The organism is Cohnella sp. GCM10020058 (assembly GCF_042683485.1).
GTDB lineage: Bacteria > Bacillota > Bacilli > Paenibacillales > Paenibacillaceae > Cohnella.
This window is the reverse complement of record NZ_JBHUJV010000001.1, coordinates 319,818-333,519: the sequence shown is the minus strand read 5'-3', so window position 1 is coordinate 333,519 and position 13,702 is coordinate 319,818. Positions and strand designations below refer to the sequence as shown.

Genomic DNA, 13,702 nt, shown 5'->3' with positions numbered 1-13,702 from the left:
CTCCTCCCGGTCCGTTTTGCCGACACGGCTGTTTACTGACGCCGTTTCGCTAGCCCATGAAAAGTCGTCCCTTTTATAAGACGGAAGCCGAGGCGCGCGGGTTTCCGGTTAATCAGCACTATTTTTGCAACCTTGCCGGATGCGTTCGCACACTGCCGCTCTGTGGTCTGATTGGAAACGTTGTCCAAATTCGAATATAATGTCGATAGAAGATGACTGAGGTCCTAGTTTCATTGTCATAAGGAGGGGGAAAAACATGGGTTTTGTCCGTTCGTGGCGAAGATCGATCCGTCTTAAGCTCATTCCTTTGTTTTTGCTGACGCTGATTATTCCGGTATCCGCGCTCGGCGTGGTTAGTTTCCGAATTTACGACGACGAATCCGGTCGCCTGATCGAGAAAAATTTGCAAAACTTGGTCAATATGGCCGCAAGCATCACGGAGGGCTTTGAAACGGAGGCGTCCAGCGGCCGCATGGCAACCGCCGATGCCCAGGAATACGTCAAGGAACAGCTGATCGGCGCCAAAACGGGCGATACGAGAGCGATCACGAAGGCTTTCGATCTGGGCGAGAACGGCTACTTTTTCATTTTGAACGAGCAAGGCGACCTGCTGGGACATCCGCTGCTCGAGGGTCAGAACATTATCGACAAAAAAACGAGCTCCGGTTTTTATTACATAAAAGACATGATCGCCAAAAGCATGCAGGGCGGCGGGTTTACCCTTTACGATTGGCCGCTGCCGAATTCGGACAAGGAAGCCCAAAAAATCACCTATGCGCTGGAGGTGCCCGGCGAGTGGGGCTGGATTATCGCGGCCGGCTCCTATATGAAGGATTACAATTCGGGCGAAGGCCATATTCTGAACGCCATCTGGATTACCGTCGCGGTCTGCTGGCTCATATTTGCGCCCCTTCTCCTCCTGCTGATCCGCTCGATCGTTAAGCCCATCAAGCGAATCACGGGGGAAGCCGCCCGCATGGCGTCCGGCGATCTGAGCCAGCTCGACTTGACCGTTCGCAATCGTGACGAGATCGGCGAGCTGGCAAGCTCGTTCATCCGCATGCACGACAATCTCCGGGATATCGTCAAGCTGCTGCTCGCGAACGCCGACCGTCTGAACGCCGCCTCGGGCAATATGAGTCTCGCCGTCTCGGAGACGACGCAGGCCGGCAGGCAGATGGCCGTCGCGGCCCAAGAGATTGCCTCGGGCAACGAGACGCAAGCGCGAGCGGCCGCGGAGAGCTCGCAGTCCATGGAGGAGATGGCACAGGGAATTCAGCGCATCGCGGACACGTCCTCCGAAGCGTTCGAATCGTCGGAGACAACCTTGTTCGAAGCGGTCGAAGGCAACCGGCTCCTGCAATCCACCGATACCAAAATGAGCGCGATCAGCGAGTCGACCGAGCAGCTCTCCGGCATTCTCGCCCGTCTGACGGAGCGCTCCGCGCAAATCGGCGGCGTCGCCGAAGCGATCGCCGAGCTGGCGAGCCAGACCAACCTGCTCGCGCTTAACGCTTCAATCGAGGCCGCCCGCGCAGGCGAGGAAGGCAAGGGCTTCGCCGTTGTCGCCGCCGAAGTCAAGAAGCTGGCACAGCGCTCCAGCGACTCCGCTGCCGAGGTCGCCAAGCTCATTCAGACTGTGCAAAAGGATGTGTCCGAGGCCGGCGCAACGATGGATCTGAACCAGCGGGCGGTCGAAGCGGGCGTTCAGGCGCTGTTGCTTACCGGTGAATCGTTCGCCGCCATCGTCAAGGCCACGCAGAGCGTCGCGTCGCAGATCCAGGAATCCTCCTCCTCGGCGCAGCAGATGGCGGCGAGCTCCGAGGAGATGGCCGCCTCCATGCAGGAAATGGATCGGATCTCAGGTCAAGCCAACGAGCTGGCACAGACGATCTCCGCCTCTACCGAGGAGCAGCTTGCGGAGATGGAGGAACTGAGCGCGTCCGCCGAGTCGCTGCGCGCGTTGGCGTCGGAACTGCAGCAGATGGCGCATCGGTTTAAGCTGTAAATGGCTCCATCGACAGCCGTTCCGATGGACTCGCATGTCGCCGCAGCGTCGTTCATTTGCCGCAAAGCCTGCAAATATACATCTTTTTATGCCGATGTTGCCTGGCCCGCCGCACATTCATAAAGCCCGATACACCAAAAGCGCGCTTGCCTGTCCGGAAATTTCCACCCCAATATTATACTTTCTGCGTTTTCTAAAAAGGGATGTCTCGAGGTCCGCACGGACCAGAGACATCCCTTTTTTCATCGTCGGTTGCATCATATGCCCGCGCTTCGTTCGAAGCCTACTCGTCGTCCGCTTCCGCTGCATCGGCAATTCCCGACCTGCGGCGTGCCAATGCCTCTTCGGCGCGGCGCTCCTGGTCCGCATGCTCCCCGTCCAGCCGTTCGCGGTACTCCGCCAGCGCGCGGGCGCCGATAACGGCCTCGAGCCTGTAGATCGGCTGTCCCAAGCCGACGAACTTCGTCTCGTACTCCGTCATGACGAGGTCCTCGCGCAGCTCGTCCCGATGCAGATGAAGCGATACGTTGCGCAGCTGCAGCCCCGTATCCGCAAAACTGTTCAACGAGAATTCGAACAAGCTGAGCGAGTCGGTCTTGAAGTGGATCTCGCCGATGTCCGACAACAGCCGCTCGTACCTCTTCAAGAACAGCGGATGCGTGAGCCGGCGCTTGCCGTGCTTGCTTTTGGGCCACGGATCGCTGAAGTTCAGATAGACGCGAGTCAGCTCCCCCGGCTCGAACATGTCTTCAAGAAATTCCGCGTTTCCGCGGACGAGCGCCAGGTTAGGCACGCGATCTTCGCCTTTTTCCCGCCATACCGCGCGCGCCTTCTCGCTGCCCCGCTGCAGCAGCTCGTCGAAAATATCCATGCCAATGTAATTGATTTCAGGATTCCTCACGCTCATCTGGGTTATAAACCGGCCCTTGCCCATGCCGATCTCGATCATGATCGGACGGTCGTTGCCGAAAAATTCCTGCCAGCGCCCCTTCAGCTTCTGCGGCTCCAGCACCACCAGATCGGCCTGTGCTTCGAGCCCTTGCTTAAATTTCCTGCCGCGCAATCGCATGTAGATCCTCCCGTATCGCCGATAATAAAACCGTGCCGCATCCATTGTGCAGGCTTCGGCCTTCTTTGTAAAGCGGCATGTGCCTCTACCCGGCAGCGTCCGCAAGTTCCTGCCTGATTTTGTTCGTGTTTTCCTCATGATATTTGCGCTGGTTCAGCGGAAACGGCGCATCGGCGATCAGACAGGCAGCGCCCTCCTCGTCTCCGGCTTCGACCATCCGGCGCAGCTCCCTGATGTAACGCAGATCCGCGTCCCGGCGCGCCCGCATGCGCTCCGGATCGCTCGACGGCGAGCCATGCCCCGGCACGAACAGCTTGATCGCATGAACCTGCGCGATCGCGTCGAATTTGAGGAGCGTCTCCTCATAGCTGGCGCTGTCGTGGAAGATGAACGGGAACTCCGCATCCGACAAATAATCGCCTAATATCAAAACGCCGTACGGCTCGACCACCGTCATCATGCCGTCCGCGTTGTGGCCGGGCGCCTGGTAGCAGACAAGCTTCGCGTCTCCGAGCGCAATCGTCCCGCCGTCGCCGTCCATCGGATGGTCCACTTCCGGGTAGGCGATCTCGTAATTTCTTTTCAAATAATATTTGTCGTCAAAGTCCCGGATCTGGTCCAGGTTCCGCTCGCGCTCGGCCGCGGAGCTGCGGGCGAAGCTGCCGCTTGCGACAACGACGGCGCCGGGGAACGCCCGCCAGCCGATAATATGGTCGAAATCCGAATGCGTGAACAGCAGCACGACCTGACGGTCTCCGCGGACGCGCTCCACGTAAGCGCGGATCTCTTCGACCTCCCGGGGAAGCCAGCAGGGATCCGCGACGAGGACATGCGTATCCGTCAAGACGACGGTCGAGGTTGTCCGGTACAGATCGCTTTCGAATATTTTTACCGCTCCGTCATCTATCCTCAGCATCGAGCGTCCTCCCTAAACCTTTTCGCTTCAGTATAAGTCAAGCGCGGTTCCCGAGGAAGAACAAGACTTTTCGCCACGTCAGCCCGTTCCCGGAACGTAAATAAGACCGCCTCCCTTTGTCGGGAAAGGCGGTCTATCAAAAGTCTGCGTCGGATTAGTTGAGCGGACGGTTGTCTTCAATATGGTAATGGACTTCGATCGCTTCCTGCAGCTTCTTCTTCGCGGATGCGCCGACGTTGTGGTTGTTGTTGAACTTGACGCCTGCCAGCGCCATGATTTCTTTGACCGTGAGCTCCACCTTCATCGTATCGTCGCCTTGCGGAATACGTACGGACGTGTTCATGAACTTCACTCGCTTTCTGAAATAAGATGGGTCAAACCTAGCTTATCCGCACATTTGCGACTGTATCCGACAGACGTCTCATTTGTGTTGATGTCAGATTTATTTATTGATCTGACGCACTTTTAATATAACACGATCATGTAAGGTTTAGCAAGAAGGCGAGTGCCTTAAAGAGGCCTGTTTTCAAGAAAACTTCTTTATCGAAAATCCGTCCCGCTGTAAAATGAATCGATGAAAATGGTATGCCGGGGCATTTTCAGCTACAATAGAAGAAGCCTAGTCGATTCGACTAAAGATAAGCGCACAAGGAGCGGCGAACGAATATGCCGATCATCGAAAATACAGCTGGCGCAGCCGTAACGCCTACGGAATGGAGCGGCAAACGATTCCATACGTGGAATCACGAGATGAGGCGCCAGTTCGGCACGAAGGTATTCAAGGTCATGCTGGACGCGGGCTTCACCTGCCCGAACCGCGACGGTTCGATCGCCGCCGGCGGCTGCACGTTTTGCAGCGCGCGCGGTTCCGGCGACTTTGCGGGCAGCCGCCGGCAGGATCTCGTCTCCCAATTCAATACGATCCGGGACCGCCAGCATCTGAAGTGGCCGGAGGCCAAGTACATCGGTTATTTTCAGGCGTATACGAATACGTACGCGCCTCTGGCTACGTTGAAGGAATACTACGAGGTGATTCTGGAGCAGCCGGGACTGGTCGGCCTCTCCATCGCCACGCGTCCCGACTGTCTCCCCGACGACGTCGTCGACTATCTGGCGGAGCTGAATGAGCGGACTTATCTCTGGCTCGAAATGGGCTTGCAGACGGTGCACGAGAGCACGTCCACGCTCATAAACCGTGCCCACGATACGGCCTGCTATCTGGACGCAGTCGAGCGCCTTCGGGCGCGGGGGATCAGGGTGTGCACGCACATCATCTACGGCCTCCCAGGCGAGGACGAAGCGATGATGATGGAGACGCTGCGGCAGACGGCTGCGATGGACGTACAGGGCATCAAGATCCACCTTCTCCATCTCATGCGCAAGACGCCGATGGTGCGCCAATGGCGCGACGGCTTGCTTCGCTTCCTTGAGATGGACGAGTACGTGCAGCTGATCGTCGACTCGCTGGAACAGCTGCCGCCGGAGATGATCGTCCACCGCCTGACGGGCGACGCGCCGCGCGATCTCTTGATCGGGCCGATGTGGAGTCTGAACAAATGGGAAGTGCTGAACGCCATCGACGCGGAGCTGGTGCGACGCGGCAGCTGGCAGGGTAAGCACTGGAAGGGACGCTGACCGCATGGGCTTCCTTTCCGTGCTGACGATGGCCCAGCGGCTGGTGTCCGAGCGCATCGCGCCGGATGCGACGGTCGTCGACGCCACGGCTGGCGGCGGCGTGGACACGCTTTTCCTGGCCAGGGCGGTCGGCCCCCGCGGACGGGTTTATGCCTTTGACGTGCAGGAGGAGGCGCTGGCGCGGACGAAGAAGCGGCTGCTTGAGGCAGCAGCGTCGACGGGCGCCGGCGGTGATCGGACGCTCGGCGAGGTCGTGCTGATGCAGGCGGGGCATGAAGAGATGGCCGGGCGGTTACCCGCCGAGGTGCACGGACGCGTCGGCGCGGTCATGTTCAACCTCGGCTATCTGCCAGGCGGACCGGCCCCGGCGGACGGCGCGGGCCCGGTCATTACGAAGCCGGACACGACGCTTGCCGCTTTGGATGCCGCGCTTCGCCTGCTCACGCCGGGCGGCATCGCGACGATCGTCGTCTACCCCGGCCACGAAGGCGGGCAAGACGAGGCATCTGCGGTCGGCGACTGGATCGCAGGGCTGTCCGACGAGGCCGTACAGGCGCTGCTGTACCGCTTTCCGAAGCGGACGGGATCGCCGTATTTGTATGCTTTGGAGAAAAAATAAGAGGAGGCTGCACGCATGGCTGTCAGAAAAATCGAGCACGTCGGCATCATGACGAGCGATCTGGAGCGTTCGATCGCCTTTTACGCGCAAACCGTCGGGCTCGTACATACCGAGACGCTGCCGCATACGAACGGCGTCATCCGCCTCGCGTTTCTGTCGTTCCCCGGAGCCGGCGAGACGGAGCTCGAGCTCGTCGAAGGCTACGACGGGACGCTCGCCCCCGAGGGGCGCGTGCACCATGTCGCCTTCAACGTCGACGACATCGAAGCCGAGTATTCGCGCATCTCGATGTTGGACGTAGACGGGCTCGACGCCGAGATCACGACGCTGCCGAACGGAAGCCGCTACTTCTTTTTCCGCGGGCCGGACGGCGAATCGCTAGAATTTTTCCAATCGACCAGAGGAGGCAACCAAGCATGACACAATCGACCAAACCTTATCCCCTTCACTTCAAGCCCGAGTTCAAAGAACGCGTGTGGGGCGGACGCGCCTTGGAGCAGTTCGGCTTCGACGTGCCCCCGGGCCATATCGGCGAAGGCTGGATGATCGCCGACCATCCGAACGGTATATCGCACGTGCAGAACGGCGAGCTGGCCGGTCTCGGCCTTGATGAGATCCGCGAGCGCTTCGGCGCGCAATGGTTCGGCGCGAAGGGCGCAGTCGCCGGTCTCGGTCGCTTCCCGCTGCTCATCAAGCTTCTCGATTGCAACGACGACCTGTCCGTTCAAGTGCATCCTAACGACCACTACGCCGGCCTGCCCAAAGGCGAGCTGGGCAAGACCGAGATGTGGTACGTCATCGACGCCGCGCCTGACGCCAAGATCATTTACGGCCTGAAGCCGGGCACGACTCGCGAAAAGCTCGCAGCGGCAATCGAGGAAGGCAAGATCATGGACTCGCTGCAGGAAGTTTCCGTCAAAGCCGGCGATACGTTTTACATCCCTGCCGGCACGGTGCACGCGCTCTGCGCAGGCGTCCTGGTTGCCGAGATCCAGCAGAACTCGGACACGACCTACCGTCTCTATGACTATGACCGTCCGGGCCTCGACGGCAAGCCGCGCGAGCTCCATATCGAGGATTCGCTGAACGTGACCGATTACGAGGGCGCCGGCGCGAGCCGCATGTCCACGGCCGGCACGCCGGCCGGAGAGTGGCTGCGCCTCGCCTCCTCGCCGTACTTCGAGACCGACAAAGGCGTCGTAGAGGGGGATTGGGAGTTGGCGACGCCTTCCGACAGCTTTGTCATCCTGATTGCCGTGCAAGGCCAAGGCTCGATCGGCTGGGACGGCGGCAGCCTGGACATCAAGGCCGGCGACTGCCTCCTCCTACCCGCCAACCTCGGCGCCTATCGCCTGGGCGGCAATATGACCGTGCTGCGGAGTCAGTTGCCTTAAACTCTTTTTAACGCGCTGCAGTCTCGGATCATTGCGGCTGCAGCCATACAAAGGTAACTGTCCGACCATTCCCGCGTCCCCGGACGGATGCGAAAGGAAAGATCTTTGGCATGCTGAGACAAATGCTGATTTTGTCCGGATTGGGCATCGCGATGTGGGCCCTTGGGACGCTGTTTTTCATGCTGTTCGGCGATTGGGTACTCGTCGCCGCAGAAGACCGGCAATTCGGGGCCTCGCTGTTCTTGCTGGAGGCGCTCACGGCGCTCGTCATCCTGGGCGTCGCGCTCGTCGTGCGACTCCGACTGTTCAGAATGCCGGGGTCGGCAACCCGGTTCGGCTTCATTGGCGCACTGATCGGTCTTATGCTCAATACCTTCGTCCTCCTTTACAGAGACAAGGTTTTGTACGATCTCGATCAAGGACAGTATCACACGTTTACGGTTTGGATGACGCTCGCCTACGCCCTTTTCCTTCTGCTGCCGGCCATTGCGGATCGGCTGATTCGCACCAGACCTGTCGAGGCCGCGCATGATCGCGACACGGACGACGGACTGTATGCGCAGGACGATCCGGCGACGTACCGATCCGAATAAAGCATGAAGCGGAACCCGGTCCGGCAGCGGACCGGCAAAGATAAGCGAACCCGCGTTTTCGGATCCATGGTCCGAAAATCGGGTTCGCCGTTTTTATATCGCCATATCGCCAGGACGCGACCAAGGAGGCTGCATCCCCATCGAACCGATCACTTCCGCCGAACAGCACAGACGCGAGGCTCCGTCCTCCGTCGCCTGCATGATCGTCACCGTATCCGACACGCGCACCCCCGACACCGACAAGAGCGGCCGGCTAATCCGTGAGCTTCTTGAGGCGAATGGCCATACCGTCCGAAGCGCGCTGATCGTGCCGGACGAAATCGAACGCATTCGCGAACTGCTTCATTCGGCCGAAAGCGATCCTGCGATCGAAGCGGTGCTGTTGAACGGCGGCACCGGCATCGCCGCGCGCGATACGACCTATGAAGCCGTTGCCGGCTTACTGACCAAGGAAATGCCGGGCTTCGGCGAGATTTTCCGCATGCTCAGCTTCACGGAGGACATTGGTACGGCCGCCATGCTGTCCCGTGCGATCGCCGGCACGATGGGCCGCACGGCGGTGTTTTCCATGCCCGGCTCGACCGGGGCGGTGCGCCTTGCGATGACCCGTCTTATCGTGCCTGAGCTCGGCCATGTTATGCGGGAGATTTATAAGGACGATTTGAAGTAACTAGCCTTGGAGGCCGGAGCTGGCGAGGGGCACGGAAGCGATTTCTGCTTTCCTCGCCATCCTCCTGCTCCTCACACCATAACGGAAAAAACTTCCGCTATCCTCCCCATTTCTCCCGCTCCCCACGCCATAACGGAAAAAACTTCCGCTATCCTCCCCATTTCTCCCGCTCCCCACACCTTAACGGAAAAAACTTCCGCTATCCTCCCCATTTCTCCCGCTCCCCACGCCATAACGGAAGAAACTTCCGCTATCCTCCCCATTTCTCCCGCTCCCCACGCCATAACGGAAGAAACTTCCGCTATCCTCCCCATTTTCTCCCGTCGCCCACACCATAACGGAAAAAACTTCCGCTATCCTCCCCATTTCTCCCGTCTCCCACGCCATAACGGAAAAAACTTCCGCTATCCTCCCCATTTTCTCCCGTCTCCCCCACCATAACGGAAAAAACTTCCGCTATCCCGCCCATTTTCTCCCGCACCTCACGAAAAAAAAGCACTGCCTCCCCGCCGACAAGCGGCGAACGGCAATGCTTTTTCTAAGAAGCGAGGCCTTAAGCGACCTGCTTGGTCTCCTGCTCCTCCGGCGCCTTCGTGCGGCGAATGAACAAGCCGACGACCAGCGCGACCAGCGCGACGATGAAGCCGATCCAGAACGCATCGTGCAGGCCTGCCATCAGACCGGATACCTGCTCGGCCGGCGCGGTCGGATCCTCAGATTCGGCCAGATAGTTTTTCGAGCCCGTTGACATGATGCTGATGAACAGTGCCGTACCGATCGCCCCGGATACCTGCTGCAGTGTATTGAGGATCGCCGTGCCATGCGGGTACAGATGCCGCGGCAACTGGTTCAAGCCCGTCGTCTGCGCAGGCATCATGACCATCGAAATGCCAATCAGCATGACGATGTGGATGAAGATGACGTAACCCTTGGAGACGTCCACGTCGATGCCTGTGAACATCCATACCGACAGGGCCGTGAGCGCCAGGCCGGGAATGACGAGGACACGCGGTCCGAACTTATCGAACAGCTTGCCGGACACCGGCGCCATAATCCCGTTGATGATGCTGCCCGGCAGCATGAGCAGGCCCGACTTGAAGGCCGTCAGCAAGAGCGCGCTTTGCAGGAACATCGGCAGAATGGTCATCGTGGAAAACATCGTCATCATGACGACGAACAACAGCACGGTCACCAGGCTGAACATCGGATACTTGAAGGCGCGAAGGTTGAGGATCGGCTCCTTCACGACCAGCTGGCGCCAGATGAACAGCAGCAGGGACACGCCGCCGGCCGCGAGAGACCATACGACCTCGGTATCGCCCCAACCGCTCTCGCCCGCCTTGCTGAAGCCGTACACGATGCCGCCGAAGCCGATCGTCGACAGCAGGATCGAGACGATATCGACTTTAGGCTTGGTCAGATCGGTGACGTTTTTCAGGAATACCGCGGCGAAAATAATGGAAAACGCAGCAAGCGGAAGCACCAGGTAGAACAGCCAGCGCCAATCGAGCGCGTCTATGATCAGTCCCGACAGCGTCGGTCCGATCGCCGGCGCGAACATGATGACGAGACCGATCAAACCCATCGCCGCCCCCCGCTTTTCGACCGGGAAGATGACGAGGATCGTGTTCATAAGCACGGGCAGCATGAGCCCCGTTCCCATCGCCTGCACGACGCGGCCCGTGAGCAGTACGCCGAATTCGGGCGCGAAAGCCGAGATGGCCGTGCCTATGAGGAATAAAGTCATCGCGGACAAAAACATTTGCCGCGTCGTAAACCATTGCTGCAGCAGCGCCGTAATCGGCACCAACACGCCGATAACGAGCATGTAAGCCGTGCTGAGCCACTGAATCGTCGTCGCGCCGACATTGAATTCCTTCATCAAGTCAGGCAGCGCATTCCCGAGCAGCGTCTCGTTGAGAATCGCCACGAATGCCCCGATGATGAGCGAAAAGACGATCGGCCCCCGGCGTATCTTGCTTAAATCGATTGTCGCCCCTCCGGACGACGGTGATGCCCCGTTCATGGATGAATCCTCCTATCCGCATTCTCTTTGTCTACACTTGTATGTTTATTTGTACAAGTGTTAGTCTTTACTATACAATGCGTTCGCCGTCCGCGGTCAAGAACCAAATCGCAATAAATGTAGTCTAATCTACATTGGAGGCATTAATGTATATGAAAACCGACGGGACTACCGATCTTAGAGTGCGACGCACGCGCAAGCTGCTGTGGGACGCGCTGATGGCGCTGCTGGGCGAATCCGGCCGGACGTTCGAATCGCTCACCGTCGCCGAGATTTGCGAGCGGGCTATGGTACACCGGACGACGTTTTACAAGCATTTCGAGGATAAGTACCATCTGCTGTGCGCAGGCTTCGAGGAATTGAACAAGGAGCTGACGGCCATGGACTTCGAAGAAAGAATGCGGCGGCCGATGCAGCTGCTCGAACAATTCGGGCATCAGCGGCAGTTTCGCACGATCATGAAGTCCGAACAGGAATCCACGTCGATTAAAAGCCTCATGCAGCGTATCGGCTCGGGATTTTTAAAAAATGATTTGCTTGCGCTCGAGCGAAAAGACGGTCCCTTCCCCGTCCCGGCCGAGATCATCGCCGAATTTTACGCCGGCGCGATCAACGGGGTCGCCGCCTGGTGGGTGCAGCATGGCGGACACATACCCGCGGAGACGATGGACCGCTATATCGGAGAGCTGCTGAACCCGGCGATATTCAATCGGCAATCTCCATGAAAAGAACGGCTGCGCAAAGCGCCAGCCGTTCAATATCCGATGAGCCCGAGTATCGGTCTTCAGTCCGCTGCGCCCGGTCCGGTTAAATTTCATGGTCTCGCAGCGCTAGTCGCTTGCGTGATAGATCGACATCTTTTCCGGCTTCTCCAATATAACGATCGCATGGCCGAAGGCGCAGCGATTTAATTGCCGGCAGCGATTCGTTCCTGCCCGTCCAAAACGACCATCCGCGCGGGCGCTTCCTCGCCGCCGTGAATGAAGACGAGCGTCGTCTCCCGCGAACGGTCGACGATGCCTTCCCGCTCCCAGCGCGCATAATCGAACGGGACGCGGTCAATCGACGCTTTTTTAGCCAAATCCCGCTCCTCCACGCCGAGTTCGGATGCCGCCCGCTTGAACCGGGAGGTCCAATCTTCCTTCCCGAGCCGATCCTCCCACCACATTTTGCGAGGCTTGTACTTGTGCTGGAGATAGAAGTCGATCTTGAGGAGCGCAAGAGTCACGTCCAGATCGAGCGCGGGATGCCGGTCCTCCTCGAGGAAGGTCCACAACCGGACGAACAAGTCCTCAAGCTGGTGACCGATTCGCTGCCAGCCGCGCGCCTCCCAAAAGTCGCCGAACCGCTGGAAAAAGTCGAATGGCGACGGATACGCCACATGAACCAAATATTCGATTGTCCGGTTCATGCGGTGCGCATTCCAGTATTTCTCCAGCACATCCTCCACGCGCTTGATGCGGACGATGTCCGCGAACGGCATGAGGTCGTTGCCAAGCATCTCGTAAGGCGCTTTGTCCATGTAAATATAGCCGAACTTTTCCGCGTCCTGCCGAAGTCCCGTCCCACGGAGCATCTTGAGGAAGCCGAGCTGCAGCTCCTCGGGGCGAAGCGCGAACACGTCGTTGAACGTTTTGCGGAATGTATCGTAGTCCTCATGCGGCAGGCCGGCGATCAAATCGAGATGCTGGTCGATCTTCCCGCTCTCCTTGACCTTCGTCACGGTGCGGACGAGCTTGCTCCAGTTCTGCCTGCGCTGTACCGCCAGATTGGTGACGTCGTTGGTCGACTGGACCCCGATCTCGAAGCGGAAGACGCCGGACGGCGCGTGCGCCGCCAAATAATCGAGCACCTCCGGCCGCATGATGTCCGCCGTAATCTCGAACTGGAATACGCAGCCCCGGTGGTTCTCGATCAGGAAACGGAACATCTCGAGCGCATAATCCCGCTTGATGTTAAATGTGCGGTCCACGAACTTGATCAGCTTGGCCCCGCTGTCGATCAGGTACAAAATGTCGGCCTTGACCCGGTCCATATCGAAGTAGCGGACACCGACCTCGATGCTCGACAGGCAGAATTGGCAGCTGAACGGACACCCGCGGCTCGTCTCGAAGTAGACGACGCGATTGGCAAGGCTCGGCACGTCCTCCTCGAACCGGTACGGCGAAGGCAATGTCGCCAGATCCAGCTTCGGGCGGCCGGGATTGACGACAATCTCGTCTCTCTTGCGATAGGCCAGGCCAAAGACGAAATGGAACTTGCGGCTGCCGGACAGCTCGCGTAGCAGATCGCGCAGCGTCTCTTCGCCTTCGCCCATAATGATATGGTCGACCGCCGGCAGGCGCCGCATCCACTGCTCCGTGTCGTAAGACACCTCGGGGCCGCCCAGGACGATCGTCGCGTTCGGCAAAATCTTGCGCAGCATGTCGATGACGGTGATCGTCTCTTCGATGTTCCAGATATAGCAGGAGAAGCCAATGACGTCGGGCTGCCTGGCGAACAGATCGGAAGCGATGGTCATCGGCGGGTCCTTGATCGTGTACTCCGCAATGTCCATGGGAAACTCGTCCTGGCTATACGCCTTGAGGCAGCGCAGGGCGAGCGAAGTATGAATGTATTTGGCGTTCAGCGTCGCGAGGACGACTTTCATGCTTGTCCCTCTCTTTGAAAACAGAATTCAGCTTATTCCATTGTACGGGATTGCGGTTGCCGTGTAAAAGCGGATGCGCTTTGAAAGGCGCATCCCGGATACTGTTGCCCGCTCCTGACGCT

At 58.9% G+C, this 13,702-nt stretch carries 13 protein-coding genes; 8 read left to right on the top strand and 5 right to left on the bottom strand.

What is annotated here, in order from left to right; all coding sequences use genetic code 11:
- Nucleotides 1–256 precede the first annotated feature (256 nt).
- Nucleotides 257–2,008: a methyl-accepting chemotaxis protein gene (locus ACFSR7_RS01420; RefSeq protein WP_378158587.1), complete on the top strand. Its 1,752-nt coding sequence runs from the start codon at nt 257–259 to the stop codon at nt 2,006–2,008.
- Between the two features lie 283 nt (nt 2,009–2,291).
- On the opposite strand, the gene trmB is transcribed toward ACFSR7_RS01420, so the two are convergent.
- The 3 genes from trmB to ACFSR7_RS01405 form a co-directional block, all read right to left on the bottom strand.
- On the bottom strand, nt 2,292–3,077 hold the full coding sequence (trmB, locus tag ACFSR7_RS01415; RefSeq protein WP_378158586.1) for a tRNA (guanosine(46)-N7)-methyltransferase TrmB: 786 nt from the start codon (nt 3,075–3,077) through the stop codon (nt 2,292–2,294).
- 85 nt (nt 3,078–3,162) lie between these two features.
- The gene (locus tag ACFSR7_RS01410; RefSeq protein ID WP_378158584.1) at nt 3,163–3,993 is read right to left on the bottom strand and encodes an MBL fold metallo-hydrolase; all 831 of its coding nucleotides are present in this window, start codon (nt 3,991–3,993) and stop codon (nt 3,163–3,165) included.
- 154 nt (nt 3,994–4,147) lie between these two features.
- Complete coding sequence (locus ACFSR7_RS01405; protein ID WP_378122600.1) at nt 4,148–4,336, bottom strand: hypothetical protein; 189 nt, start codon at nt 4,334–4,336, stop codon at nt 4,148–4,150.
- Nucleotides 4,337–4,659: 323 nt separating this feature from the next.
- Between ACFSR7_RS01405 and mnmL the strand changes: the two genes are divergently transcribed.
- From mnmL to ACFSR7_RS01375, 6 genes are all read left to right on the top strand, one after another.
- Complete coding sequence (mnmL, locus tag ACFSR7_RS01400) at nt 4,660–5,628, top strand: tRNA modification radical SAM protein MnmL/YtqA (RefSeq protein ID WP_378158583.1); 969 nt, start codon at nt 4,660–4,662, stop codon at nt 5,626–5,628.
- A 4-nt stretch (nt 5,629–5,632) separates the two neighbouring features.
- Nucleotides 5,633–6,247: a tRNA 5-(aminomethyl)-2-thiouridylate-methyltransferase MnmM gene (mnmM, locus tag ACFSR7_RS01395; protein ID WP_378158582.1), complete on the top strand. Its 615-nt coding sequence runs from the start codon at nt 5,633–5,635 to the stop codon at nt 6,245–6,247.
- Nucleotides 6,248–6,262: 15 nt separating this feature from the next.
- Entirely contained in the window at nt 6,263–6,667 is a 405-nt protein-coding gene (locus ACFSR7_RS01390) for a VOC family protein (protein ID WP_378158581.1), read from the top strand.
- Nucleotides 6,664–7,641: a type I phosphomannose isomerase catalytic subunit gene (locus ACFSR7_RS01385; protein ID WP_378158580.1), complete on the top strand. Its 978-nt coding sequence runs from the start codon at nt 6,664–6,666 to the stop codon at nt 7,639–7,641. Before ACFSR7_RS01390 ends, ACFSR7_RS01385 begins: the two co-directional genes overlap by 4 nt.
- Nucleotides 7,642–7,751: 110 nt before the next feature.
- Nucleotides 7,752–8,234, top strand: a complete 483-nt coding sequence (locus tag ACFSR7_RS01380; RefSeq protein ID WP_378158579.1) for a hypothetical protein — start codon at nt 7,752–7,754, stop codon at nt 8,232–8,234.
- Between the two features lie 199 nt (nt 8,235–8,433).
- Nucleotides 8,434–8,904 carry a MogA/MoaB family molybdenum cofactor biosynthesis protein gene (locus tag ACFSR7_RS01375; RefSeq protein WP_378158578.1) on the top strand — a complete coding sequence of 157 codons (471 nt, stop codon included), beginning with the start codon at nt 8,434–8,436 and terminating at the stop codon, nt 8,902–8,904.
- Nucleotides 8,905–9,457: 553 nt separating this feature from the next.
- Here the strand turns inward: ACFSR7_RS01375 and ACFSR7_RS01370 are convergent.
- Nucleotides 9,458–10,930 (bottom strand): MDR family MFS transporter, encoded by a 1,473-nt coding sequence (locus ACFSR7_RS01370; RefSeq protein WP_378158577.1) that lies wholly within the window; start codon nt 10,928–10,930, stop codon nt 9,458–9,460.
- A gap of 146 nt (nt 10,931–11,076) precedes the next feature.
- On the opposite strand from ACFSR7_RS01370, the gene ACFSR7_RS01365 reads away from it, so the two are divergent.
- Nucleotides 11,077–11,655 carry a TetR/AcrR family transcriptional regulator gene (locus ACFSR7_RS01365; RefSeq protein WP_378158576.1) on the top strand — a complete coding sequence of 193 codons (579 nt, stop codon included), beginning with the start codon at nt 11,077–11,079 and terminating at the stop codon, nt 11,653–11,655.
- Nucleotides 11,656–11,837: 182 nt separating this feature from the next.
- On the opposite strand, the gene ACFSR7_RS01360 is transcribed toward ACFSR7_RS01365, so the two are convergent.
- Nucleotides 11,838–13,580 carry a B12-binding domain-containing radical SAM protein gene (locus tag ACFSR7_RS01360; protein WP_378158575.1) on the bottom strand — a complete coding sequence of 581 codons (1,743 nt, stop codon included), beginning with the start codon at nt 13,578–13,580 and terminating at the stop codon, nt 11,838–11,840.
- Nucleotides 13,581–13,702: the final 122 nt, after the last annotated feature.

What these genes read in the sequence shown, in the direction of transcription:
- ACFSR7_RS01420 (WP_378158587.1), top strand. Translation starts at nt 257, where the DNA reads ATGGGTTTTGTCCGTTCGTGGCGAAGATCGATCCGTCTTAAGCTCATT.
- trmB (WP_378158586.1), bottom strand. Translation starts at nt 3,077, where the DNA reads ATGCGATTGCGCGGCAGGAAATTTAAGCAAGGGCTCGAAGCACAGGCC.
- ACFSR7_RS01410 (WP_378158584.1), bottom strand. Translation starts at nt 3,993, where the DNA reads ATGCTGAGGATAGATGACGGAGCGGTAAAAATATTCGAAAGCGATCTG.
- ACFSR7_RS01405 (WP_378122600.1), bottom strand. Translation starts at nt 4,336, where the DNA reads ATGAACACGTCCGTACGTATTCCGCAAGGCGACGATACGATGAAGGTG.
- mnmL (WP_378158583.1), top strand. Translation starts at nt 4,660, where the DNA reads ATGCCGATCATCGAAAATACAGCTGGCGCAGCCGTAACGCCTACGGAA.
- mnmM (WP_378158582.1), top strand. Translation starts at nt 5,633, where the DNA reads ATGGGCTTCCTTTCCGTGCTGACGATGGCCCAGCGGCTGGTGTCCGAG.
- ACFSR7_RS01390 (WP_378158581.1), top strand. Translation starts at nt 6,263, where the DNA reads ATGGCTGTCAGAAAAATCGAGCACGTCGGCATCATGACGAGCGATCTG.
- ACFSR7_RS01385 (WP_378158580.1), top strand. Translation starts at nt 6,664, where the DNA reads ATGACACAATCGACCAAACCTTATCCCCTTCACTTCAAGCCCGAGTTC.
- ACFSR7_RS01380 (WP_378158579.1), top strand. Translation starts at nt 7,752, where the DNA reads ATGCTGAGACAAATGCTGATTTTGTCCGGATTGGGCATCGCGATGTGG.
- ACFSR7_RS01375 (WP_378158578.1), top strand. Translation starts at nt 8,434, where the DNA reads ATGATCGTCACCGTATCCGACACGCGCACCCCCGACACCGACAAGAGC.
- ACFSR7_RS01370 (WP_378158577.1), bottom strand. Translation starts at nt 10,930, where the DNA reads ATGAACGGGGCATCACCGTCGTCCGGAGGGGCGACAATCGATTTAAGC.
- ACFSR7_RS01365 (WP_378158576.1), top strand. Translation starts at nt 11,077, where the DNA reads ATGTATATGAAAACCGACGGGACTACCGATCTTAGAGTGCGACGCACG.
- ACFSR7_RS01360 (WP_378158575.1), bottom strand. Translation starts at nt 13,580, where the DNA reads ATGAAAGTCGTCCTCGCGACGCTGAACGCCAAATACATTCATACTTCG.